This window comes from Pseudonocardia xishanensis (genome assembly GCF_039541715.1).
Lineage (GTDB): Bacteria > Actinomycetota > Actinomycetes > Mycobacteriales > Pseudonocardiaceae > Pseudonocardia > Pseudonocardia xishanensis.
This window is the reverse complement of the sequence record NZ_BAABGT010000031.1, coordinates 1-22,588: the sequence shown is the minus strand read 5'-3', so window position 1 is coordinate 22,588 and position 22,588 is coordinate 1. Positions and strand designations below refer to the sequence as shown.

The window sequence follows — 22,588 nt, the reverse complement described above, 5'->3', positions numbered from 1 at the left end:
AACCTCCGTCAGAGCCGATCAGTAGTCCACACGGACTCCGAGGCCGGACGGTTCACCCAGGATCCCGGGGAGGACCTCGGGGAGGGACGCGAACGGCACGGAGTCCGTGATCAGCTCATCGAACCGTGCGTCCGCCAGCAGCCGCAGGGCGAGGCCCATCCGGTCCGCGTAGCTCCACCGCGCCCGTCGGGCGGGCGCGACCATCCCCACCTGTGAGGACCGCACCGCGAGCCGCCGCGGATGGAACGCCCCGCCGAGCGCGACGGTGACCGGCCGGTCCCCGTACCAGGACAGCTCGACGACCTCGCCCTCCACGCCGAGCAGCTCCAGCGACTGCTGCAGGCCCGCGGACGTCCCCGAGGTGTGGACGACCAGATCGCACTCCCCCGACGCCGCCCCGGGAAGGACCCACCGCGCCCCCCACGCCGCGACCACCGACCGGTCCAGCGGATCGACGACCTCCACCCGCACCCCGGGGATGCAGGCGAGCAGCGCGGCCACACAGCAGCCGACCATCCCGCCGCCCACGACGGCGATCCGGTCCCCCACCCGCGGCGCGGCGTCCCACAGCGCGTTGACGGCGGTCTCGACCGTCCCGGCCAGCACGGCCCGAGCGGGCGGGACGGACGGGGGCACCGGCACCACGGCCGCCGCGGGCACCGCGTAGACGTCCTGGTGCGGGTAGAGGCAGAACACCGGCTGCCCGGACTCCAGCAGGCCCACGTTGAGGTAGCCGTACTTCACCGGCGCCGGGAACTCGCCCTCCTGGAAGGGCGCGCGCATCTCCGCGGCCTGCGCGGCGGGCACCCCGCCGCGGAACACCAGCGCCTCGGTCCCCCGGCTGATCCCGGTGTGCAGGGTCCGGACCAGCACCTCGTCCGGCCCGGGCACCGGGTCGGGGCCCTCCCGCAGCTCCAGCGAGCCGGGCGCGGTCAGCCAGAGCGCCCTCACGGCTGCGGGAAGTACTGCAGGAACATCAGGTCGCCGATCTGTCGGGACTTGCCCAGCGTCATCCGGTTGTCCGGGCCCTGGGGGAAGACACCCGCGTTGACGAACCGCGGCGCCGCCGACTGCCCCACGAAGAACGGCGCGTAGACGACGTGCAGCTCGTCGACCACCCCCGCGGACAGGAACAGCGTGTGCACCGCGGAGCCGCCCTCGACCATCAGCCGTTCGATCCCGCGGTCGCGCAGGTCGGCGAGCAGCCGGTGGACGTCCAGCGGGTCCCCCGCCCCGACGACCGTCGCCACCGACCCCAGCGCGGCCCGCACCCGGGGCACCGTGCGGTCACAGGTGTAGACGTAGCGCTCGGTCTCCCCCGCGGTGAAGAACCGCGCGCCCGGGTCGACCTTGCCGCAGCGGGTCAGCGTGACCTTGGCGGGCGAGGGCGGCCGGCCCGCCTCGACCCGCGCGGCCCGCCGCTCCGCCGAGCGCACCAGCAGCCGCGGGTCGTCCGCGCGCAGCGTGCCCGCGCCGACCAGCAGCGCGTCCGCCCACGCCCGGACCTCATCCACGCGGTCGAGGTCCTCGTCGTCGGAGAGCATCAGGCGGGCGGCCCCGACGTCGTCGATGTACCCGTCGAGGGAGACTGCCGCGGAGGCGATCACATACGGGCGCACCCGTCCGATGGTGCCCTCTCCGAACCCTGAGAGACACCGGCCGGTGGACAACTCGGCCGTTCGGCCTAGAGCAGGTCCCGGATCGCCGCGAAGGTGGCGTCGGCGTCCTCGAGGTGGAAATCGTGGTGCACCTCGGGCACCCGCCGGACCTCCCAGCCGTGTCCGACCAGCTCGGCGAGCACGGCGTCCGGCACCACGGTCGAGCCCTCCGCGGACAGCACGACCGTCGACGGCACCGGTGCCGGGCCGGGGACGAGCGGATGGTGCGTGAGGTCCCGGAAGGTGTCGATCATCACCCCGCGCGCCATGCCCGCCTCGGCCTCGTCCACCAGGGCCTGGTCCTCCGGCGCGAACCGCGCGCGGATCCGCGCCCGCCCCGGCATGGCGGCCAGCGCCACGGCGCCCATGGTCACCGCCGGGGCCACCCGGGACCAATGGCTCGTGGGCAGCCCCAGGGTGCCGTGCCCGCGCAGGTCCACGGTGACCACGGAGCGGCCGCCCAGCGCCAGGATCCGCCGGACCAGGGGTCGCCAGGTCTTCCCGGACCCGCCCAGCCCGTGGACCAGCGCGACCCGTCGGAGGCCGTCGCCGTGGACCGTCGCGCTCAGCTTCACGAGCGGGACCTCCCCCGGGTCGAGCGCAACAGCCAGGTCACGATCGCGGCCGAGATCATGGCCGCCCCGACCACCCACATCCCGAGCCGGTTGTCGCCGGTCGCGTCGGACAGGGCGCCGGTGACGTACGGCGCCACGAAGCCGGACAGGTTGCCGAGCGAGTTGATCAGCCCGATGCCCGCCGCCGCGGCGGCCCCGGTGAGGTACGCGGTGGGCAGCGACCAGAACCCCGGCAGCGCGGCGAGCACGCCGCAGGCGCAGATGGTCACCGCGACCATCGCGAGCCACGGGTTGCTCATGTACAGCGCGATCGGGATGAACAGCCCGCCGACGAGCGCGGGCACCGCCACCCGGACCGTCGGGTTCGCGGAGCGGCGGGTCCAGAGGATCATCGCCACCAGCCCCACGGCGTACGGGACCGCGGTGATCAGGCCCTGCTGGACCGTGGTGAACGTGCTGCCGTACTGCGCGGCGAAGCCCTTGACGATCGTCGGCAGGAAGAAGCTCAGCGCGTACAGGCCGTAGACGACGCCGAAGTACACCCAGCTCAGCGCGAGCACGCGCGGGCTCCTGAGCGCCCCGAGGACCGACTTCGGCCCGGCGTCGGAGACCTCGGCGCCCTCGGCCGCGACGGCCCGTTCCAGGGCGTCCCGCTCGTCCTGCGGCATCCACGTCGCCACGGACGGGCGGTCGGTGAGCAGAAACCAGACGACGACGGCGAGCAGGATCGCCGGGATGCCCTCCACCAGGAACATCACCCGCCAGCCGGAGAGCCCGAACCAGCCGTCGCCGTGCGCGATGATCAGCGAGGACACGATCGCGCCGAGGGCGGTGGAGATCGGGACGGCCGTCATGAACCACGCGGTCATCCGGGCACGCTGCCCGGCCGGGAACCAGTACGTCAGGTACAGGATGATCCCGGGGAAGAAGCCCGCCTCGGCCACGCCGAGCAGGAACCGCAGGATGATCAGCACCGTGGGGTTCGGCGTGAACGCCATGGCCGTGGCGACGATCCCCCAGGTCACCAGGATGCGGGCGATCCAGCGGCGGGCCCCGAAGCGGTGCAGCAGCAGGTTGCTGGGCACCTCGAGGAGCAGGTAGCCGATGAAGAACACGCCCGCCGCGACGCCGAACATCGTGGCGGAGAGCCCCAGCTCCTCGTTCATCCCGTTCGGACCCGCGAAGCCGATGTTGACCCGGTCGAGGTAGTTCACGAAGTACAGCAGGATCAGCAGCGGGATGAGGCGGCGACCGGCCCGGCGGACACCAGAGCGGACCAGCTGCTCGTCCCGACCGACGGCGGTGTCGGAGGACATGGCGGCTCCTTCTAGAAGATTTTGCCGGGATTGAGGATGCCCCGGGGATCGAGCGCGTGCTTGACGGAGCGGTGCAGGTCCAGCACCGCCGGGCCCAGCTCCGCGGTCAGCCCGGGCTTCTTGAGCAGCCCGACGCCGTGCTCGCCGGTCACCGTCCCGCCGAGGGCCAGCGCGTCCGCCACGATTTGGTCGAACGCGCGCTGGGCCCGGGCCCGCGCGGCTTCGTCGCCGTGGTCCACGATCAGCAGAGGGTGCAGGTTGCCGTCCCCGGCGTGGGCGATGTTGGCGATGGTGATGGAGTGCCGCTGCGCGGTCCGCTCGATGCGCGCGAGCATCTCCGGGACCTGCGCCTTCGGCACGCAGACGTCCTCGGTGAGCACCGGGCCGAGCCGTTCCAGCGCGGGGTAGGCGAGCCTGCGGGCGGCGAACAGCGCCTCGGACTCGGCCTCGTCGGTGGACTGGACGGCGAACGTCGCCCCCGCCCCCTCGAAGCACTCGACCATGCGGGCCGCGGCCCGCTCGCCCGCCGCGCCGGGCTCGTCCAGCCGGGCCAGCAGGACGACCTCGGCCTCCACCGACAGGCCCATGTTCCTCCAGTCGTCCACGGCCTCGAGGCAGTGCTTGTCCACGAGCTCCAGCGCCGCGGGGGTGAGACCGGCGGCGGCGCTCGCCGCGACGGCCTCTCCGGCGTCCACGATGGACGAGAAGTACCCCGCCACGGTGATCGCGGGCGGCGGAAGCGGGCGCAGCTTCACCGTGACCTCGGTGACGATCCCGAGCGTCCCCTCCGACCCGACCATCAGCCCCGCGAGGTCGTAGCCCGCGACGCCCTTGGCGGTGCGGCGGCCGAGCCGGACCAGCTCGCCGGTGCCGGTGACCACCTGCAGACCGAGGACGTAGTCCCTGGTCACGCCGTACTTCACGCAACACAGTCCGCCGGCGTTGGTCGCGACGTTCCCGCCGATCGTCGACCACGGCGAGCTGGCCGGGTCCGGCGGGTACCAGAGCCCCTCCTCGGCGACGGCGGCGCGCAGGTCGTCGTTGACGACCCCCGGCTGCACGACGGCGAGCCGCTCCAGCGGGTCGATCTCCAGGACGCGGTCCATCCGGTCCAGCGCGAGCACCACGCACCCGTCGACGGCGTTCGCCCCGCCCGAGAGCCCCGTGCCCGCGCCGCGCGCGACGACCGGGACGGAGTGCGCGAAGCAGGCCCGGACGACGGCCTGGACCTCCTCCGGGGTGATCGCGCGGACCACCGCGAGCGGCCTGCCCGCCGGGGCCCACTCGGCCTCGTCGTGCGCCAGGGACGAGGTCACGTCCGGATCGGTGAGCACCCGCTCGGCCGGGAGGTCCAGCTCCTCGAGGATCGTCACAGCTCGCCAGGGAAGAGCAGGGCCTCGGTCACGGGCGGCAGGCTCGGTGCGGCCGCGGGCCCCGCCTTCTCGATCAGTCGGACGAGCGCCGGGGTGGCCTGCGCGCGGGTGAACCCGCGGCCGGTGTCCGGGATGACCCGGGCGAAGAAGGTGCCGGAGTTCTCGTCGGTCGGGCCGTGGAGGCCGTAGGGCCGGTCCTCGGTGTTCGTCATGCGCGGCGTCTGGTCCACGGTCACGACCCCCGCACGCCCGCGGTGCCGAAGAGGTCCCCGAAGGCCCAGATCACGTCGGCCCATGGACTGTCCGACGTGCACGACCTCGCCGAGGTCCAGCTGGTCGAGCGCGTCCCGCAGGTCCTTGCCGTGCCGGGACATCCGGTGGCCGAAGGCCGGGGCCTCGGACAGCCCGTGCGAGCGGCGGTCCACCGCCGCGTGCAGGGTCACTCCGTCACTGGTCCGCATTCGCCGGATCGTAGGCGGCTCCGCCGCGCGTGCGCGGTCGGTGGTGCTCCGGCCCGCCCCCGCTCACAGGTGGCGCAGCCGCGAGCCCGCCTCGGCGCGGAAGCGCTCCACGTTCGCGAGCTTGATGTCCTCGTAGCCCCTGACCAGGTCCGCCAGCTCGGCGATGGCGACGATCGCGTCCTCGTCCGTCGACCGGGAGATCGCCTCGCGCACCAGGGCCTGGTACTCGCCGACCAGCGCGCGCTCGGTGCGGCGGACCCCGGCGTAGCCGAAGACGTCGAACGCGGTGCCGCGCAGGCCCTTCGCCGCGCGCAGGCCACGGAAGGCGACGTCCGCGGTGCGTCCGGAGAGCCTGATCTTGCGCGTCATGCCCAGTGCCCGCAGCACCGGCGGGTGCAGCAGCACGGAGGTGCGCGCGTCCGGCCCGAACTCGGCGTCCCGGCGGGCCTTCTCGGCCGGGTCGAGGTGCAGCCGCGCCACCTCGTACTCGTCCTTGTACGCCAGCAGCTTGTGCAGCCCGCGGGCGTAGGCGAGGCCGACCCGCTCCCCGCCCAGCTCCGCCACCCGGCGGACCTCGGTCTCGTAGCGGGCGGCGAGCGCGGCGTCCTGGAAGCCGGTGAGGTCCTCGACCCGGATCGCGAGCGCCTCGTCCAGCGACTCGGTCCGCACCACCGGGACCTGCGGGTTCACCGCGGCCCGGACGGCCTCGGCGTCGAGGACGGCGGCCCGGCCCCAGCGGAAGGCGGCGAGGGTCCGCTCGACGGAGGCGGAGCGTGCGGAGCCGACCCTCGGTACGGCGGCCCCGTTCAGCCGGATCGCCTCCTCCATCGCCTCGGCCGAGACCGGCAGCACCCCGGCCTGGAAGGCGGCGCCCAGCAGCACCATGTTCGTGGGCATGTGGTCGTCGAACAGCGCCTCGGCCAGGCCCTGCGCGTCGAGCGCGACGACGTCCGCCACCGCCTCGGTGATCCGGCCGACGGCCTCGTCGGCGGTCCCGGGCACGGCCACCCGCCCGCTCACCATCGCGGCGGTGGGCACGATCGCGGTGTTCAGCACCGCGACGGTGTGCCCGGGCCGGGCGGCGGCGAGGTTCTTCGCGTCGGCCGCGCCGAGGACGTCGAACCCGATCAGGACGTCCGCGGTGCCGCGGGTCGCCCGCAGCGCCCCGCGCACGGGCTGCTTCGCGATCCGGACGTCCGAGACGACCGGGCCGCCCTTCTGCGCCAGCCCGACCTGCTCCAGCCCGGCGGCGAACCGGCCGTCGAGGTGCGCGGCCATCTGCAGGATCTGGGAGGCCGTGACGACCCCGGTGCCGCCGATGCCGGGCATCCGGATCAGGGTCTCGACGCCGTCGAACCGCGGCTCGGGCTCGGTCAGCGCGACCGGGAGGGCCGGGACCGCGCGCGGCGCCCTCGTCCCCGGCTCCACCAGCAGGAACGACGGGCAGTCGCCCTTGAGGCAGGACAGGTCGGAGTTGCAGGAGGGCTGGTGGATGCGGGTCTTGCGGCCGAACTCGGTGGCCACCGGCTGCACGGACAGGCAGGTGGACTGCTCGCCGCAGTCCCCGCAGCCCTCGCACACCCGCTCGTTGACCACGACCTTCTCGGTCGGGGTGGGCAGCGTCCCGCGCTTGCGCAGCCTGCGCTCCTCGGCGGCGCAGCGGTCGTCGTGGATCAGCACGGTGACCCCGTCGATCTCCGCCAGCTCCGCCTCGACGGCGGCGAAGTCGTCCCGGTGGCGCACGTCGATCGTGGTCCCGCGGTACTTCGCCGGGTCGTCCGTGGTGACGACGACCTTGCGCACCCCCTCGGTGAGCAGCAGCGACACGATCTCCGGGACCGAGAGCCGCCCGACGGCCTGCTGCCCGCCGGTCATCGCCACGGCGTCGTTGTAGAGCAGCTTGTAGGTCATCGACACCCCGCCGGCGACGGCCTGGCGCACGGCCAGCGAGCCGGAGTGATGGAACGTGCCGTCACCCAGGTTCTGTACGAAGTGCCGGTCGTCGGTGAACGGGGCGAGCCCCAGCCACTGCGAGCCCTCGCCGCCCATCTGGGTGAGGCCGATCTGGGTGCCGCGGCCCGCACCGTCGAGGGCGACCATGACGTGGCAGCCGATCCCGACGCCGACGAGCGTCCCGTCCGCCGCCTTCGTGGAGGTGTTGTGCGGGCAGCCGGAGCAGAAGTACGGCGTGCGGGCCGCGCCCGCCATCGGCAGGCCGATCCGCGAGGGCCTGCGCACCTCGACGAGCGGCCGGGGCAGCCGGTCGGCACCGATCCGCGCGGCGAGGGCGGTGGCGACGTCCTCCGCGCCGAGCTGGCCGCGGGCGGTGAGCAGCGGGCGGTTCCGCTCGTCCCGGCGGCCGACCACCAGCGGCGCCGACGGCACCCGGTACAGCGACTCCTTGAGGTGCCCCTCCAGGAACGGCACCTTGTCCTCGACCACGAGCACCTCGTCGAGGCCCGCGGTGAGCCGGACCAGCTCCTCGGCGTCGATCGGCCAGGGCATGTCGAGCCGGATCAGCCGGATGCCGAGGTGCTCGCAGGTGGCCTCGTCCAGCCCCAGGTCGTCCAGCGCGCGCTGCAGGACGGCGAACCCGGTGCCGCTGGCGAGCAGGCCGAGCCGGGCGCCCGCAGGCGCGAAGACGGCGCGGTTGAGGCCGGTCTCGCGGGCGTAGGCGCGGGCCAGGTCGAGGCGGCGGGTGAGCATGTCGTGCTCGGCGTCCAGCGCGGCGGGCCCGACCAGCGCCCCGCCGGTCGGGCGGGACTGCGTGGGCGGGAGCGGGATGCCGCGGCGCAGGGCGCCGACGTCCACGGTGGCCGACGCGTCGGCGTTGTCCGCCACGATCTTCAGGCCGGTCCACAGCCCGGACGCCCGGGACATCGCCACCGCGTGCAGCCCCAGCCCGATGATCTCGTCGACGGTGCCGGGCGCGAGCAGCGGCATGACCAGGCTCTGCGCCATCGGCTCGCAGGAGCTGGGCACGGTCGAGGACTTCGACGCCGGGTCGTCGCCGATGATCGCGACGGCGCCGCCCAGGGTGGCGGTGCCGGACAGGCTGCCGTGCCGGATGGCGTCCGCGGCGCGGTCGAGGCCGGGGTTCTTGCCGAACCAGAACCCGACGACGCCGTCGTGCCTGCGCCCGGGCACCCGCCCGAGCAGCTGGCTGCCGGCCACGGCGGTGGCGGCGAGCTCCTCGTTGACGCCCGGCTGGAACACCACGCCCGCGGGGTCGAGGAAGCGCTTCGACCGGATCAGCTCGGCGTCCAGGCCGCCCAGCGGCGAGCCCTGGTAGCCGGAGACGAACACGCGGGTGTCGAGCCCGCGCTCGTCGTCCAGCCTGCGCTGCTCCAGCATCAGCCGCACGAGGGCCTGGATCCCGGTGAGGAGCGCGCGGCCGTGCTCGGCGGTGTAACGGTCGTCGAGGGTCACCGTGGTGGGGACGGTCAACGTGGCCTCCGTCGGCTGTGGTGGTGGTCGCCACAGTGCACCGGGCCGGACGGCGGCGACGCAAGCAAGTCCCGGTCGATGCCCGCGAAGACGCAAAGATGATCCGGATATGCTTCTCCCGGCAACACAGATTTGCGTGGAGGGACCCCGATGACGGACGTCGACGAGATCGACCACCGACTCCTCGCGCTGCTGCAGCAGGACGGGCGGCGGACCTACTCGGACATGGCGGCGATCGTCGGGCTGTCGGTCGCGGCGGTGAAGCGGCGGGTCGACCGGCTGCAGGAGACCGGGGTGATCACGGGGTTCACCGTGCAGGTGGACCACCGGCGGCTCGGCTGGGGCGTCGAGGCGTTCACCGAGCTGCGCTACGCGGGCACGACCGGGGTCGCGGACATCGTCGCGACGGCCACGACGGTCCCCGAGGTCCAGGCCGTCTACACGATCGCGGGCGACCCGGACGCGCTCGTCCAGGTCCGGGTCCGGGACGTCCCGCACCTGCAGCAGGTCATCGACCGGCTGCGGAACGCGGGGCCGATCGCGGGCACGAAGACGCTGCTCGTGCTGGGGGCGTGGAACCGGTCCTGAGTGGACCGGGCCGGGTCCGGGCGGACGGGCCGCGGCCCAGCGCCGCGAACACGGGGAGCCACGCGGCGTCGCCCCTCCCGCGCCCGCCCGGTCCCGCCCTCCGGCCACCGGGACCGCCGGGTCTTGACCCGTCCCGCGGGGCGCGACGACGATCGCCGGACTCGACGAGGAGGCCGCCGTGCAGACCTTCACCTTCCCCGGCCGCGACGGCGTGGAGATCACCGCCTACCGGTGGTCCCCGACCGGGGCCCCGCGCGGGCTCGTGCAGCTCACCCACGGCATGGGCGAGCACCTGCGCCGCTACACCCCGCTGGCCGAGGAGCTGCTCGCGCGCGGGTTCGTGGTGCAGGGCCAGGACCACCGCGGCCACGGCGCCACCGCCCGGGGCGGGACGCAGGGCGCGCTGCCCGGGGGCTGGGCCGCCCTGGTGGACGACATCGGGGTGCTCCTCGAGCTCGGCCGCGCCGCCGCGCCGGGGGTGCCGGTGGTGCTGCTCGGGCACTCGATGGGGTCGTTCGCGGCGCAGCAGTGGATCCTCGACCACAGCGACGCCGTCGACGGGCTGGTCCTGTCCGGGACGGCGGTGCTGGACCTGCTCGAGCCCGCGCTCGACCTCTCCGGCCCGATGGACCTGTCCTCGTTCAACTCCCCCTTCGCGCAGCGCACCGGCTACGAGTGGCTGTCCCGGGACGCCGCTCAGGTGGACCTCTACGTGGACGACCCGGACTGCGGCTTCGGCCTCGACGGGGCCGCGACCCGGGAGATGTTCGCGGGCGCCCGCGCGCTCGCCGACCCCGCGCGGGTGGCCGACATCCGCGCCGACCTGCCCGTGCTGATCACCGTCGGGTCGGCCGACCCCGTCAACGGCGGGCTCGCCCTGCTCACGCCGCTGGTGGACCGGCTCGCCCACGCCGGGCTCGAGGACGTGACCGTGAGCATCTGGCCGGACGCCCGCCACGAGGTGTTCAACGAGACCAACCGGACCGAGGTCGTCGCGGACCTGGTCAGCTGGCTCGACCGGGTGGTCCCGGGGGTCTGACCCTCCCGAGCAGGTCCTCCGGGACCGGGACGACGCGGCTGCGCAGGTACTCGCCGAGCCCCTTGGCCCGGGGGTCCGGGCGGGTGCTGCTCGCCACGCCCTCCCCCAGGATCCCGTGCACCACGACGTTGAGGGCCCGCAGGTTCGGCAGCGCGTGGACCTCGATCGGGAGCTCGGCGGCCTCGGGTCCGAGCAGCGCGCGGGCGGTGTCCGCCGTCAGGAACGCGCGCAGCCAGTCGATGGTCAGCCAGGCGACCCCGTTCACGACCTCGTAGGTGACGGTCACGCCACCACCACCAGAACCTGGCCGGTCTCCACCTGGTCGCCCTGCGCCACGCGCAGCTCGGCGACCGTCCCGTCCACCGGGGCGGCGACGGTGTGCTCCATCTTCATGGCCTCCAACACCACGAGAGGCTGCCCGGCGGTCACCGGGTCGCCTTCGGCGGCGAGCACCCTGACCACCCCGCCGAGCATCGGCGCGAGCAGCGAGCCCGCGTGCGCGACGGCGTTCGGGGCGACCCCGTCCGCGGCGAACCGGGCGAGGCCGTCTACCGCTCCCCCGTCATGACCGCGGGCTACTACAAGGACCCCGCGGCGACGCGGGAGGCCTTCCGCGGCGGGTGGTTCCACTCCGGCGACTCCGCCCTGGTGGACGACCAGGGCCTGCGGATCATGGTCGACCGCTACAAGGACATCGTGAAGACCGGCGGGGAGAACGTCTCCAGCATCCGGGTCGAGGCGGTGCTGCACGAGCATCCCGACGTGCTGCGGGCGGCGGTGATCGGCCTGCCGCACGAGCACTGGGGCGAGGCGGTGACCGCGGTCGTGGTGCCACGGGAGGGCCGCAAGCCCGAGGCGGAGGACCTCATCGCACACTGCCGGTCCCGGCTCGCCGGGTACGAGACCCCCAAGGGGGTGGTGCTCGTCGACACGCTGCCGGACACCGTCGGAGGCAAGATCCTCAAGTACCGCCTGCGCGCCGAGCACGCGGGCCTGTACTCCTAGGTGACGGCCTGCTCGATGCGGTCGAGGGAGCCCGCGAGCTGCTCCGCGGACACCATCGGCACCTCGATGGCCGCGTCGGCCCCGGCCGGATGCCTGCGGGGCAGCAGCCGGACGCCGGCGACCTGACCGGACACCTCACGCCCCCGGAACCGGACGAATGCCATGGAAACGGGCGTCCAGATGTCCGGTCATTGCCGACCCACTCTCGGTACGCGGACACCGGCTTGTCGGGCCCGACCCCCCCGTCGCACGATGGGGACATGCCCACGAGCGCCCCGTGCACCCTCCGTGTGCGCCGCGCGCTGCGCGCCTTCGACCTCGAGCGGTTCTGGCCGTCGCGGCGGAGCCACGCCTTCGACGAGGGGTGTCGGTAGGGAGCATCGGCGATCCCGCCGTCCCCTCCCTTTCCCACCACCCCCGTGCGCCCTCATCGCACCGGGTCACCCGGCGGAGATCCGGGGATCCCGTGCGCCCCCGGAAGGACCCGAACCCCGCATGCCCGCCGCCCGTCGCCTGCTCACCACCGGGCTCGCCGCCCTCGCCGCCCTCGGTCTCGCCGCAGGCTGTTCCCGCGCCCAGGAGAGCACCATCCCGGCCGCTCCCGCGAACACGAGCCCGGCCGCCGAGCTCCGGCTGGGCTACTTCCCGAACATCACCCACGCCCCCGCGCTGATCGGCGTGGCGCAGAACTACTTCGCCGAGGAGCTGGGGAGCGGCACCACGCTCACCACGCAGACCTTCAACGCGGGCCCGGACGAGGTGAACGCCCTGCTCGGCGGGTCGCTGGACGCCGGGTTCATCGGCTCCAGCCCGGCGATCAACGCCTTCGCCAAGTCCAACGGCGAGGCCGTGCGGCTGATCGCGGGCTCCACCTCGGCGGGCGCACAGCTGGTGACCACCCCGGACATCACCACCCCCGAGCAGCTCAAGGGCAAGGTCATCGCGACCCCCCAGGCGGGCAACACCCAGGACGTCGCGCTGAAGAAGTGGCTCAAGGAGAACAACCTCGAGATCGGCGAGGGCCCGGACAAGGTCACCGTCCAGAACATCGACAACCCCAAGACGCTGGACCTGTTCAAGGGCGGCCAGGTCGCGGGCGGCTGGCTGCCGGAGCCGTGGAGCTCCCGGCTGGTCGACGCGGGCGCGGCGGTGCTCGTGGACGAGAAGACCCTGTGGCCGGACGGCCGGTTCCCCACGACCGTGCTGATCGTCCGCACCCAGTTCCTGAAGGACCACCCCGAGACCGTCCAGGCGCTGCTGCGCGGCGAGCAGCGGGCGATCGACTTCGCCACCGCGAACCAGGCCGAGGCCAAGACGATCACCAACGACTCGATCAAGGCCATCACCAACTCGGCGCTCAGCCAGCCGGTGCTCGACCGCGCCTTCACCGAGCTGAGCTTCGACAACGACCCCTTGGCCGCCACGTTCCCGCAGCTGTCGAAGGACAGCGTCACCGCGGGCGCCACCAAGAACGAGACGAACCTCACGGGCTTCGTCGACGTGACCGCACTCAACACCGTCCGCGAGGCCGCCGGGAAGACCCCCGTCAGCGCCGCGGGCCTCGATCGGCAGGGATGACGGCGTGACCGTGCAGATGGACCTGGCCAGGCGTGAGCGGGCGGCGGACACCGCCGTCGAGCTGGCGGGGGTCGGCAAGACCTTCGGCAGCGGCGCGGGGGCGGTCACCGCCCTGCGCGGGATCGACCTGCGGGTGAGGCACGGTGAGTTCGTGTGCCTGCTCGGGGCGTCGGGCTGCGGCAAGTCGACGCTGCTCAACCTGTTGGCGGGGCTGGACGAGGCCACCACCGGCACGGTCGGGGTCAGCGCGGCGCGGCCGTCGTTCATGTTCCAGGAGGCCGCGCTCATGCCGTGGCTGACCGCCACGCGCAACGTCGAGCTGCCGCTGCAGCTCGCGGGCCTGGGCCGCGCGGCCCGGCGCGAGCGGGCCGGGGAGCTGCTCGACCTGGTCCGACTCTCCGGCGTGGGCGACAAGCGTCCGCACGAGCTGTCCGGCGGCATGCGCCAGCGCGTGTCACTGGCCCGCGCGCTCGCCGCCGCCACCTCGTCCGCGGAGGGCGGTCCCGGCCTGCTGCTCATGGACGAGCCGTTCGCGGCGCTCGACGCGATCACCCGGGACGTCCTGCAGGGCGAGCTGCTGCGGGTCTGGGAGGCCACCGGCACCACCGTCGTGTTCGTGACGCACGACGTCCGCGAGGCCGTCCGGCTCGCCCAGCGGGTGGTCCTGCTCTCGTCCCGGCCCGGCACCGTGGTGCGGGAGTGGACGGTGGACGAGCACGGCCCGGAGCTGCACGAGGAGATCACCGGCAGGCTGCGGCAGGTGATCACGAGCCATGCCGCCTGAGGTCGTCCGGCCGGACCTCGCCGCCCGGACGGACGAGGCCGCCGCGGTCGCGGGACTCGACGCCCTGGACACCCCGACCGTCACCCGCACCCCGTGGTGGCGGCGGCTGAGCAGCTCGGTGCTGCCGCCGATCGTCGCGCTGGTGCTGGTCGTCGCGGTGTGGCAGGTCGTCTGGGCCTCGGCGGTCCTGCCCGAGTACAAGCTGCCCTCGCCTGCCGCGGTGTGGGCGTCCTTCCTGAGCATCGTCGCCGACGGCAGCATCGGGGCCATCCTGTGGACCTCGGTCAGCCGTGCGTTCCTGGGCTTCCTGATCGCGCTGGTCATCGCGACACCGCTGGGCCTGCTGGTGGCGAAGGTCAAGGTGGTGCGCTCGGCGATCGGGCCCCTGCTGTCCGGCCTGCAGAGCCTCCCGTCGGTGGCCTGGGTGCCTGCGGCGGTGCTGTGGTTCGGGCTGACGGACGCCACGATCTACTTCGTCGTGCTGCTCGGGTCGGTCCCGTCCATCGCCAACGGGCTGGTGGCGGGCATCGAACAGATCCCGCCGATCCTGCCGCGGGTAGGCCGGGTGCTGGGCGCCCGCGGCCTGGCGAGCGCGCGGCACGTCCTGCTGCCCGCCGCACTGCCGGGCTACCTCGCGGGCTGCAAGCAGGGCTGGGCGTTCTCCTGGCGTTCGCTGATGGCCGCGGAGATCATCGCCGCGGGTCCGGCGTTGGGCATCGGCCTCGGCGCCTACCTGAAGAACGGCAGCGACTACAACGACATCGCCGGGGTGTTCTCGGCGGTGCTGCTGATCCTGGTCGTCGGGATCGGCATCGAGCTGCTGGTGTTCCGGCCGCTGGAGCGCCGAGTCCTGCAGACCCGCGGGCTCGCCCTTACCTGATCCGAACACTCCCCGGACGGGCACCGCACGCCCGTCCCCGATCGTCGCCCCCATGACGCGAACGATGATCGTCGGCGGCCTGCTGGCCGGTGGGCTCCTCCTCGGGTCGGGGGTGGCCCTGGCGGACGACGGCGGGGGCACTCCCGGCGGCACCGACACCGTCTGCACGCAGCGGATCCCGAAGGCCCTCGACCGGATCGACACGATGCTCACCCGGATCGACGGGGGCGCCTCCACGAAGGGCTCCACCGCGTGGCTGAAGGCCCGAGCCGACCGGGTGCGGACCACCCATCCGGCGCTGGCGGACCTGTTGGACCAGCGCGCCGCGGCCCGCCCGGCGAAGGTGCAGGAGCTGCAGACCCTGAGGTCGCAGCTCCAGGACGTGCAGCGCAAGGACTGCGCATGACCCGCGGGTCCCCCACTCCCGCCACGGCCCGCCGGGTGGGTCGGGCACTGGTGGTCGTCGCGGCGGCCGGCCTCGCTCTGGCGGGCTGCCAGAGCGCAGGCGCGGGCGCGGGCACGGACACGGACGCGGGTGCGGGTGCGCAGGTCTCGCAGGTCGAGTCGCAGCTCGACGCGATCCAACGCGCCCTCGACGACGTGCCCGGCTGACCCGCCGGCACGATCACCGCATGACCGAGCGTGGCCTCGTGCTCGTGGTGGAGGACGACCGTGCCATCGCCGACCTCGTCGGGCTCTACCTGCGCAAGGAGGGTTTCGGGGTGCACGTCGAGGCGACCGGGGACGGCGGGCTCGCCGCCGTCCGGCGGCTGCACCCGGTGGCGGTGGTGCTCGACGTCGGGCTGCCGGGCCTCGACGGCGTCGAGGTCTGCAGGCGGCTGCGCGCCGAGGACGACTGGACCCCGGTGCTGTTCGTGACCGCCCGGGACGAGGAGATCGACCGGATCCTGGGCCTGGAGATGGGCGCGGACGACTACGTGACCAAGCCGTTCAGCCCCCGCGAGCTCGTCGCCCGGGTGCGGACGGTCCTGCGGCGCGTCGCGGGGCCCCCTGCGCGCTCCGAGGTGCTCGCGCTCGGGGCCGTGCGGGTGGACGTCGACCGGCGGCGGGTGACGGTCGACGGCGTCGGGGTCGCCCTGACCTCGACGGAGTTCGACCTGCTCACCCACCTGCTCCGCAGCCCGGGCCGGGTGTTCTCGCGGGACCAGCTGCTCGGGGCGGTGTGGGGGTACGCGGCCGCCGCGGGCACCCGGACCGTCGACGTCCACGTGGCCCAGCTGCGGGGCAAGCTCGGCCCGGGCTCGCCGATCCGCACGGTGCGGGGCGTGGGCTACGCGGCGGACACCCCGTGAGCAGTCCCGTCGGCGCCCCCCGCGACCCGGCCACCGCGTGGGTCCCCGGGTCCCGGGAGGCCGGCCGGGAGCGGCCGCGGACCGGGCTGGCCTGGCGGATCGCGGCGAGCTGCCTGCTGGTCGCACTGGTGGCGGTGTCGGTCGCGGCCCTGGTGTCGGTTCGGCTGATCGCCCAGACCGCGCGGGAGGTCACCGGTGAGGTGCTGGGCCAGCAGGCGGACGTGGTCGCCGCTCAGCTCGCCGCGGCCGACGGTGACCCGGCCCCGCTGCGCAGGCTCGCCGGGATCCGGCAGGTCGTCGCGGTCCTGCAGGGGCAGGACATCGCGGTGGCGACCCTCGGCGCGGACCGGCCCGGGTTCGTCGGGGAGCCGGATCCCGGTGTGCGGGAGGTGCTGCGCCGCGCGGGCCTGGACGGGTCCGCGGTGACCGCGCCCCGGTCGACCGCCGTGACGGTCGCCGGGCGGACCTGGGTCGTGGAGGCCCGCCCGTCCCCGGGCGGCGGGTTCGCGCTGGTCCGGAGCACGGACGCGGGCCCGCTCGGCAGCGGCCTGATCCGGCGGAACATCGGGTTCGCGCTGCTGGCCGGGGCCGGGGTGGCGATCGTCGTCGGGCTGGTGGTGGGTGGGTTGGCGGCCCGACCGCTGCGGCGCACCGCGAGCGCCGCGCACGAGCTGCGCACCGGCCGTCGGGACGTGCGGGTGCCCGTGCGGGGGCCCGGTGAGGTCGCCGAGGTGGCCGCCGCCGTCAACGAGCTGGCGGACGCGCTGGCCCGCAGCGAGACCCGGCAGCGGGAGTTCCTGCTCTCGGTCAGCCACGAGCTCCGGACCCCGCTCACCTCGGTGCGCGGCTTCGCCGAGTCCCTGGTCGACGGCCTGGTCGACGGCCCCGACGCGGGCCGGACGATCCTGCGCGAGGCCCAGCGGCTGGACCGGCTCGTCGGGGACCTGATGGAGCTGGCGCGACTGGAGGCGGACGACTTCCGGCTGGACCCGGTGCCGGTGGACCTCGCCGCGGTGGTGGCGGAGGCCGCCCCGGTGTGGGCGCAGCGGTGCCGGGCGGTGGGCGTCGAGCTACGGGTGGAGACGACCGCGGCCCCCGTCCACGCCGATCCGCGGCGGCTGCGGCAGGTCCTCGATGGGCTCGCCGAGAACGCTCTGCGCGTCACACCCGCGGGCGGGCCGCTCGTCCTCGCGGCCCGGCCCCCGGGGATCCTCGAGGTCCGCGACGGCGGACCCGGGCTCGCCCCGGAGGACTATGCGGTGGTGTTCGAGCGGGGCACGCTGCACGAGCGCTACCGCGGCCACCGCCCCGTCGGCGCGGGGGGCGTCGGGTTGGCACTGGTCCACGGCCTGGTCGAGCGCATGGACGGCACGATCGAGGCGGCGCAGGCCCCCGAGGGCGGCGCGGCCTTCACGATCCGCCTCCCCCCTGATCGCACGAACGGCACTCTCGTGCGGACCTAGCGCACAAGAGTGCCGTTCGTGCGGTTCCGGGGTGCGGACCCGCGCACAGGAGTGCCGTTCGTGCGCAGCGGTCAGGACTTCGGCGACAGGGCGAAGCCGTCGGGGATGATCAGGTCGTCCCTGCTCAGGTCCCCGATGCCGGACTTGCCCAGGCCCAGCAGCGTCGAGTCGATGCCCTGGCGGAGCACCTCGAGCACGTTGGTCACGCCGTGCTGGCCCGCGGCGGCCATGCCCCACAGGTAGGCCCGGCCGATCAGCACCGCCCGCGCGCCCAGGGCGAGTGCCTTCACCACGTCGGAGCCGCGGCGGATGCCGCCGTCGAGCAGCACCTCGATCCGGTCGCCCACGGCGTCCACGATCGCGGGCAGCGCCCGGATCGACGCCGGGGTGCCGTCGAGGTTGTTGCCGCCGTGGTTGGACACCGAGATCGCCGTGCAGCCCGCGTCGACGGCCCTGCGCGCGTCGTCCGGGTGCATGATGCCCTTCACCGCGAAGGGACCCCCCCACTGCTCGCGCAGCCAGGCGACGTCCTCCCAGGTCACCGGCGGGGTCCCCATCCACTGGCCGTAGGCCTGGAAGAAGGTCGGGGCGGGCTCGCCGTCGATCGCCAGGTTCGGCGTGGTCAGATCCGGCAGCTTCCCGGTCTTGGCGAAGTCCCACAGCCAGCGCGGCTTGAGCGCGACCTCGGGGGCGAAGTGCAGCGCCGCCTTCAGGTCGACCTTCTCGGGGATCATCGGGGCGTCCCAGTCCCGCGCGGAGTCGAAGGACCAGTCCAGGGTCATGATCAGCCCCTTGGCGCCCGCCTTCTTGGCGCGCTCGGCGCGGGCCAGGAGCTGGTCGCGCGAGCCGACCCAGTACATCTGGAAGAACGTCTTGTCGTTGGCGGCGGCGACGTCCTCGATGGACCGCGAGGCGAAGCTCGACAGCCCCATCGCGGTGCCCGCCCCCGCGGCGGCGCGAGCGACGGCGACCTCACCCTCGGGGTGGACCGCCTGCACGCCCGTCGGGGAGATGATCACCGGGAACGAGATGTCCTGGCCCATCACCGTGGTCGCCTTGGCGCGCTCGGCGGGGGCGTCCGCGATGCGCGGGCGGAACCCCAGCTCGTCGAACGCCGCGACGTTGTCCGAGATCGTCAGGCCCTTCTCGGAGCCTGCCACCAACGCCAGGTACACCGAGCGCGGCAGGCGCTTCTTCGCCCGGCGCTGCGCCTCCGCGACCGTCTCGAACCAATTCTTCGTGCTGGCCATTCGCCTGCCCCTTCGCAGCTCGCTCCCCGCGGTCGCGGTGACCCTACTATTTCGGCACTCGGTGCCATAGTACCGGCGGCGCAAGCCTCTCCGAAGCGACGGGCCCGACCTCCCCGAAAGACGCAGACGGCCCGCGACCTGGGAGGTCGCGGGCCGTCGGGCAGCCGGGGCTCAGTTGCTGCGGCGCAGCGGGGGGTGTCGACGCAGGGCCGAGCGGGTCACGGACAGCTCGTGCGCCACCTCGGCGGCGATGAGCTCGGCGTGCAGCTCGACCTGGTCGGCGTCCCCGGCCAGCGCGCGGTGCCGGGTGACCAGGTCCTCCAGCGAGTCCAGCAGCCGCGAGACGATCGCGGTGCGGTTGTCGTCCCGGGTGGGCCGGGGCAGCCGGACGGTGGGCGGGTCCTGGCGGGGGACCGACGGCGTGGACGCCGTGCGGTCGTCTGTCGGGGCGGTCATGGCAGTGCTCCTACGGGACGAACGGATCAAGGGTGGCGGGTGCGGTGATGGACCGACACAGCGCGCTCGACGTCCGCAGGTGGTCGACGGTGCGACGACGGATCAGGCGCTTCTGGTTGCGCATCGAGTACTCCGGGAGTGCGACGGGGGTGGGCGGTCAGCGACCGTGACACCGGCCGTGCGCGATGTGCTCGGGACGGCGCCGCAGGCGGGGCACCCGGGGTACCCGCCGCGCGACGACGCCGTTCTCGATCACGGGTTCCAGAGTGCCCGCCCCGGCGACCGCAGGCAACTCCATTCGGTCACCGCGGGTGCACGTCACACTGGGGAACCATTTCGCTTCCCCGCACGTCCGGGGCGCCCCGACCGGGGCCGGGGTCACTCCACGTGACGTCCCGGTGAACGGGGGGCCGCCGCCGGATGTCCGGTCAGACGGCGACGGGCTCGGGTCGCGCCGCCTGCCGGGCCACCCGCTCCGCATGCGTGGGCGGGTCCGACGGAACCCCCGCGGGCCGCAGGGCCTCGAAGCCCGCGCGCAGCTCCGGGAGGATCCCGCCGAGCAGGTCGAGCTGCTCGAGGACCGTCTTCTCCGGCAGGCCCGCGTGGTCGACGAGGAACAGCTGGCGCTGGTAGTCGCCGAAGTGCTCGCGGAAGGTGAGCGTCCGGTCGATCACCTGCTGCGGGCTGCCGACGGTCAGCGGTGTGCGCTCGGTGAAGTCCTCCATCGTGGGGCCGTGGCCGTAGACCGGGGCCTCGTCGAAGTAGGGCCGGAACTCGTCCCAGGCGTCCTGGCTGTTCGGGCGCATGAAGAACTGCCCGCCGAGGCCGACGGTGGCGTGCGCCGCGGGGCCGTGGCCGTAGTGCTCGAAGCGCTGCCGGTAGAGGTTGATCAGCCGGGTGTAGTGCGACGGCGGCCAGAAGATGTTGTTGGCGAAGAAGCCGTCGCCGAAGTAGGCGGCGATCTCCGCGACCTCCGGCGTGCGGATCGAGCCGTGCCAGACGAAGGGCGCCACGCCGTCGACCGGGCGCGGGGTCGAGGTGAAGCCCTGCAGCGGCGAGCGGAAGCGGCCCTTCCAGTCCACGACGTCGGAGTCCCAGAGCCTGCGCAGCAGCTGGTAGTTCTCCACGGTCAGCGCCACCGAGTCCGCCGGGTCCTGGCCGAACCAGGGGTAGACCGGGCCGGTGTTGCCGCGGCCGAGCATCAGGTCCACGCGCTCGGGTCCCGCCAGGTGCTGCAGCATCGCGAAGTCCTCGGCGATCTTCACCGGGTCGTTCGTGGTGATCAGCGTGGTCGAGGTGGACAGGACGATCCGGTCCGTCAGGCCCGCGATGTGGCCGAGCAGCGTCGTCGGCGAGGACGGCACGAACGGCGGGTTGTGGTGCTCGCCGGTCGAGAACACGTCCAGCCCGACCTCCTCCGCGTGCCGCGCGTAGCGGACCATCGCGCGGATCCGCTCCCGCTCCGTCGGCGTGGTGCCCGTGGTCGGGTCCCGCGTGACGTCCCCGACCGTGAAGATCCCGAACTGCATGTCTCCCCCTTGTATTTGCGCTTGCAAGCAGTTCGAACGGTGAGCGGTCGTCTGGTGTTCCCGGGCGGTCGGTGGGCCGCGACACGGGGACGTCACTTCGGCCCGACGCGCCGGGAGGCTGCCGTTCACAGCGCGGGACCGGATAGCCGTCGACCGGACGTCGAGGGTCCTGATCCCCTTCGCTAGCGTTGTGCCCGCAGTCACCCACTGGTGTCGGGGATGGACTCATCCGGCGTCGGCGACGGGCCCCCGAGCTCCCCGGGCCCATCGATGCGGCGGACCCGCTTGGAGGAGGCGCACGTGAGCACCCAGGTCTCGGACGGACTGACGGTCCTGGCCGTCGACGACGAGGAGCCGGCCCTACTGGAGCTCGCGCACCTGCTGGGCGAGGACTCCCGGGTCGGCACGGTGCTGACCGCGCCGGACGCCACCGAGGCGCTGCGCATCCTCGGCTCGCGCCCCGGCGTCAACCCCGGCGAGTCCGGTGTGGACGTCGTGTTCCTCGACATCCGGATGCCGGGGCTGGACGGGCTGGAGCTCGCCCGCGTGCTGTCGGCGATGGCCGCGCCGCCGCCCGTGGTGTTCGTCACCGCGCACGACGACCGCGCCGTGGACGCCTACGAGATCGGCGCGGTGGACTACCTCCTCAAGCCGCTGCGCTCGGAGAGGCTCTCGGGCTCGATCGACCGCACGCTCGCCAGCCGCACCACCGCCCGGCCCAGCGCCCCGCCGCCGCCCGGTGCCGCCCCGATGCCCGGCAGGCCGCCGCGCCCCGAGCCGCCGGAGGACGAGGTCATTCCCGTCGAGCTCGCGGGCACCACCAAGCTGGTGCCGCGCTCCTCGGTGCGGTTCGTCGAGGCCCAGGGGGACTACGCGCGACTGCACACCACGGACGGGTCCCACCTCGTCCGCATCCCGCTGTCGGTGCTGGAGGAGCGCTGGCGGGAGGCCGGGTTCGTCCGCATCCACCGCGCCTACCTGGTCGCGCTACCGCTGATCACCGAGCTGCGGCTGTCCGGGTCCGGGTACGTCGTGCGCATCGGGCACGGTCCCGGCGCCCCCGAACTGCCGGTCTCCCGGCGGCACACCGCGGCGCTCAAGCGCATCCTGCGCGGGCGCCCGCCGCGCGACGAGGGCCCCACCGGCCCCCTCGCCCGCATCCGCTGAGCCCGCGCGTCGCCACCCCCGCGTCACCACCCCCGATGATCCACCCCTCGGGAGCAGCCCGGTCGCTCGACGACCGCTCCGCTCCCCCACCCCGGATCACGGCGGGCCGGGGCGGAGATCCGCCGCTCGGAGCAGGAGAGCACTACTCCCGGTAGGGGTATCCGCGGCGTTCAGGTGACGGGCAGTATTCTCCCGGAGATCTCGGCGTGGAGATCCCGTCGTGTCGGCGGAGGCCGCCCCCGCCCTCCCGCGGAACCCACGTACCCCCGCCTCACGCGTCCACCCGTACGGTCCTGACTCGACTCTGCAGAAGGGGGGTCCCCCGTGGCCGAGGACACGCGGCGCGGACACCCGTCCGCCGAGTCGCCCGAGAGCCGCCCGCCCGTGCGGGACCCGTGGCCGCCGCGCGCCGAGCGCGCGCCCCGCAGACCCGGCGAGGGTCCCGAGCCGGTCCACCAGGCGCCGCCGCGTCCGCCCGTCGGCGACCCGCCGTGGGCCGCGGGCAGGCACGCGCCCCGACCCGGGTCCGGCGGTCCCGGCCCGGCGGGCGCCGGTGGGCCGTCCTCCGCCTCCGGTGGGCCCGCGCGCCCCCCGGTCCCCGGCCCCGGTGCCCCGCGGACCCCGGCGGGCCGCGAGAGGCCGTCACACGGGTCGCACGGCGGGGCGCCCGCGGGCGCGGCCCGCCCCGGCCCGGAGCGCAACGCCC

General features: G+C 74.2%; 24 protein-coding genes and 1 pseudogene. 12 read left to right on the top strand and 13 right to left on the bottom strand.

Features of this window, described 5'->3' with window-relative positions; translation table 11 throughout:
- Nucleotides 1-18 precede the first annotated feature (18 nt).
- The 7 genes from ABD993_RS12645 to ABD993_RS12615 form a co-directional block, all read right to left on the bottom strand.
- Nucleotides 19-951, bottom strand: coding sequence for a zinc-dependent alcohol dehydrogenase (locus ABD993_RS12645; RefSeq protein WP_345416390.1), 933 nt, complete (start codon nucleotides 949-951; stop codon nucleotides 19-21).
- On the bottom strand, nucleotides 948-1,619 hold the full coding sequence (locus tag ABD993_RS12640) for a RibD family protein (RefSeq protein ID WP_345416387.1): 672 nt from the start codon (nucleotides 1,617-1,619) through the stop codon (nucleotides 948-950). The genes ABD993_RS12645 and ABD993_RS12640 overlap by 4 nt, the downstream gene beginning before the upstream one ends.
- A gap of 65 nt (nucleotides 1,620-1,684) precedes the next feature.
- Nucleotides 1,685-2,233: an alpha/beta fold hydrolase gene (locus ABD993_RS12635; RefSeq protein ID WP_345416384.1), complete on the bottom strand. Its 549-nt coding sequence runs from the start codon at nucleotides 2,231-2,233 to the stop codon at nucleotides 1,685-1,687.
- A complete protein-coding gene (locus ABD993_RS12630; protein WP_345416381.1) occupies nucleotides 2,230-3,549 on the bottom strand; it encodes an MFS transporter in 1,320 nt (439 codons plus the stop codon). Before ABD993_RS12630 ends, ABD993_RS12635 begins: the two co-directional genes overlap by 4 nt.
- Before the next feature lie 11 nt (nucleotides 3,550-3,560).
- Complete coding sequence (locus tag ABD993_RS12625) at nucleotides 3,561-4,922, bottom strand: FAD-binding oxidoreductase (RefSeq protein WP_345416379.1); 1,362 nt, start codon at nucleotides 4,920-4,922, stop codon at nucleotides 3,561-3,563.
- Nucleotides 4,919-5,383 (bottom strand): alpha/beta fold hydrolase, encoded by a 465-nt coding sequence (locus ABD993_RS12620; RefSeq protein ID WP_345416376.1) that lies wholly within the window; start codon nucleotides 5,381-5,383, stop codon nucleotides 4,919-4,921. Before ABD993_RS12620 ends, ABD993_RS12625 begins: the two co-directional genes overlap by 4 nt.
- Nucleotides 5,384-5,446: 63 nt before the next feature.
- A complete protein-coding gene (locus ABD993_RS12615; protein WP_345416373.1) occupies nucleotides 5,447-8,830 on the bottom strand; it encodes an indolepyruvate ferredoxin oxidoreductase family protein in 3,384 nt (1,127 codons plus the stop codon).
- Between the two features lie 150 nt (nucleotides 8,831-8,980).
- Here ABD993_RS12615 and ABD993_RS12610 point away from each other — a divergent pair, with 150 nt between their 5' ends.
- Together ABD993_RS12610 and ABD993_RS12605 are read left to right on the top strand one after the other, a co-directional pair.
- Entirely contained in the window at nucleotides 8,981-9,418 is a 438-nt protein-coding gene (locus tag ABD993_RS12610) for an Lrp/AsnC family transcriptional regulator (protein ID WP_345416370.1), read from the top strand.
- A 178-nt stretch (nucleotides 9,419-9,596) separates the two neighbouring features.
- Complete coding sequence (locus ABD993_RS12605; protein ID WP_345416367.1) at nucleotides 9,597-10,457, top strand: alpha/beta hydrolase; 861 nt, start codon at nucleotides 9,597-9,599, stop codon at nucleotides 10,455-10,457.
- Here the strand turns inward: ABD993_RS12605 and ABD993_RS12600 are convergent.
- On the bottom strand, nucleotides 10,423-10,743 hold the full coding sequence (locus tag ABD993_RS12600; RefSeq protein WP_425568976.1) for an AtuA-related protein: 321 nt from the start codon (nucleotides 10,741-10,743) through the stop codon (nucleotides 10,423-10,425). The two genes, ABD993_RS12605 and ABD993_RS12600, sit on opposite strands and share 35 nt — an antisense overlap.
- The gene (locus tag ABD993_RS12595; RefSeq protein WP_425568975.1) at nucleotides 10,740-10,919 is read right to left on the bottom strand and encodes a biotin/lipoyl-containing protein; all 180 of its coding nucleotides are present in this window, start codon (nucleotides 10,917-10,919) and stop codon (nucleotides 10,740-10,742) included. Before ABD993_RS12595 ends, ABD993_RS12600 begins: the two co-directional genes overlap by 4 nt.
- Before the next feature lie 33 nt (nucleotides 10,920-10,952).
- Here ABD993_RS12595 and ABD993_RS12590 point away from each other — a divergent pair, with 33 nt between their 5' ends.
- Nucleotides 10,953-11,462 carry an AMP-binding enzyme gene (locus tag ABD993_RS12590; RefSeq protein WP_425568974.1) on the top strand — a complete coding sequence of 170 codons (510 nt, stop codon included), beginning with the start codon at nucleotides 10,953-10,955 and terminating at the stop codon, nucleotides 11,460-11,462.
- On the opposite strand, the gene ABD993_RS12585 is transcribed toward ABD993_RS12590, so the two are convergent.
- The gene (locus ABD993_RS12585; RefSeq protein WP_345416361.1) at nucleotides 11,459-11,626 is read right to left on the bottom strand and encodes a hypothetical protein; all 168 of its coding nucleotides are present in this window, start codon (nucleotides 11,624-11,626) and stop codon (nucleotides 11,459-11,461) included. The two genes, ABD993_RS12590 and ABD993_RS12585, sit on opposite strands and share 4 nt — an antisense overlap.
- 331 nt (nucleotides 11,627-11,957) lie before the next feature.
- Between ABD993_RS12585 and ABD993_RS12580 the strand changes: the two genes are divergently transcribed.
- Genes ABD993_RS12580 through ABD993_RS12550 form a run of 7 tightly spaced genes read left to right on the top strand, consistent with a single transcriptional unit; the run spans nucleotide 11,958 to nucleotide 17,480 of the window.
- Nucleotides 11,958-13,040 carry an ABC transporter substrate-binding protein gene (locus tag ABD993_RS12580; protein ID WP_345416358.1) on the top strand — a complete coding sequence of 361 codons (1,083 nt, stop codon included), beginning with the start codon at nucleotides 11,958-11,960 and terminating at the stop codon, nucleotides 13,038-13,040.
- Nucleotides 13,041-13,056: 16 nt separating this feature from the next.
- Nucleotides 13,057-13,824, top strand: a complete 768-nt coding sequence (locus ABD993_RS12575; protein ID WP_345416540.1) for an ABC transporter ATP-binding protein — start codon at nucleotides 13,057-13,059, stop codon at nucleotides 13,822-13,824.
- Entirely contained in the window at nucleotides 13,814-14,704 is an 891-nt protein-coding gene (locus ABD993_RS12570) for an ABC transporter permease (RefSeq protein WP_345416355.1), read from the top strand. The genes ABD993_RS12575 and ABD993_RS12570 overlap by 11 nt, the downstream gene beginning before the upstream one ends.
- A gap of 52 nt (nucleotides 14,705-14,756) precedes the next feature.
- Nucleotides 14,757-15,110, top strand: coding sequence for a hypothetical protein (locus ABD993_RS12565; RefSeq protein WP_345416352.1), 354 nt, complete (start codon nucleotides 14,757-14,759; stop codon nucleotides 15,108-15,110).
- Nucleotides 15,107-15,316, top strand: coding sequence for a hypothetical protein (locus ABD993_RS12560; RefSeq protein ID WP_345416349.1), 210 nt, complete (start codon nucleotides 15,107-15,109; stop codon nucleotides 15,314-15,316). Before ABD993_RS12565 ends, ABD993_RS12560 begins: the two co-directional genes overlap by 4 nt.
- A gap of 20 nt (nucleotides 15,317-15,336) precedes the next feature.
- On the top strand, nucleotides 15,337-16,017 hold the full coding sequence (locus tag ABD993_RS12555; protein WP_345416346.1) for a response regulator: 681 nt from the start codon (nucleotides 15,337-15,339) through the stop codon (nucleotides 16,015-16,017).
- Nucleotides 16,014-17,480 (top strand): sensor histidine kinase, encoded by a 1,467-nt coding sequence (locus ABD993_RS12550; RefSeq protein WP_425568973.1) that lies wholly within the window; start codon nucleotides 16,014-16,016, stop codon nucleotides 17,478-17,480. The genes ABD993_RS12555 and ABD993_RS12550 overlap by 4 nt, the downstream gene beginning before the upstream one ends.
- A gap of 71 nt (nucleotides 17,481-17,551) precedes the next feature.
- On the opposite strand, the gene mftD is transcribed toward ABD993_RS12550, so the two are convergent.
- The 3 genes from mftD to ABD993_RS12535 form a co-directional block, all read right to left on the bottom strand.
- On the bottom strand, nucleotides 17,552-18,730 hold the full coding sequence (gene mftD, locus ABD993_RS12545; RefSeq protein ID WP_345416343.1) for a pre-mycofactocin synthase MftD: 1,179 nt from the start codon (nucleotides 18,728-18,730) through the stop codon (nucleotides 17,552-17,554).
- Nucleotides 18,731-18,901: 171 nt separating this feature from the next.
- Entirely contained in the window at nucleotides 18,902-19,186 is a 285-nt protein-coding gene (locus ABD993_RS12540; protein WP_345416340.1) for a hypothetical protein, read from the bottom strand.
- 428 nt (nucleotides 19,187-19,614) lie between these two features.
- Nucleotides 19,615-20,715: a CE1758 family FMN-dependent luciferase-like monooxygenase gene (locus ABD993_RS12535; protein WP_345416337.1), complete on the bottom strand. Its 1,101-nt coding sequence runs from the start codon at nucleotides 20,713-20,715 to the stop codon at nucleotides 19,615-19,617.
- Between the two features lie 270 nt (nucleotides 20,716-20,985).
- On the opposite strand from ABD993_RS12535, the gene ABD993_RS12530 reads away from it, so the two are divergent.
- Both ABD993_RS12530 and ABD993_RS12525 read left to right on the top strand, forming a co-directional pair.
- Complete coding sequence (locus tag ABD993_RS12530) at nucleotides 20,986-21,882, top strand: LytR/AlgR family response regulator transcription factor (protein WP_345416334.1); 897 nt, start codon at nucleotides 20,986-20,988, stop codon at nucleotides 21,880-21,882.
- A 324-nt stretch (nucleotides 21,883-22,206) separates the two neighbouring features.
- Nucleotides 22,207-22,588 (top strand): annotated as a pseudogene (locus ABD993_RS12525) (hypothetical protein); the annotation flags it as partial.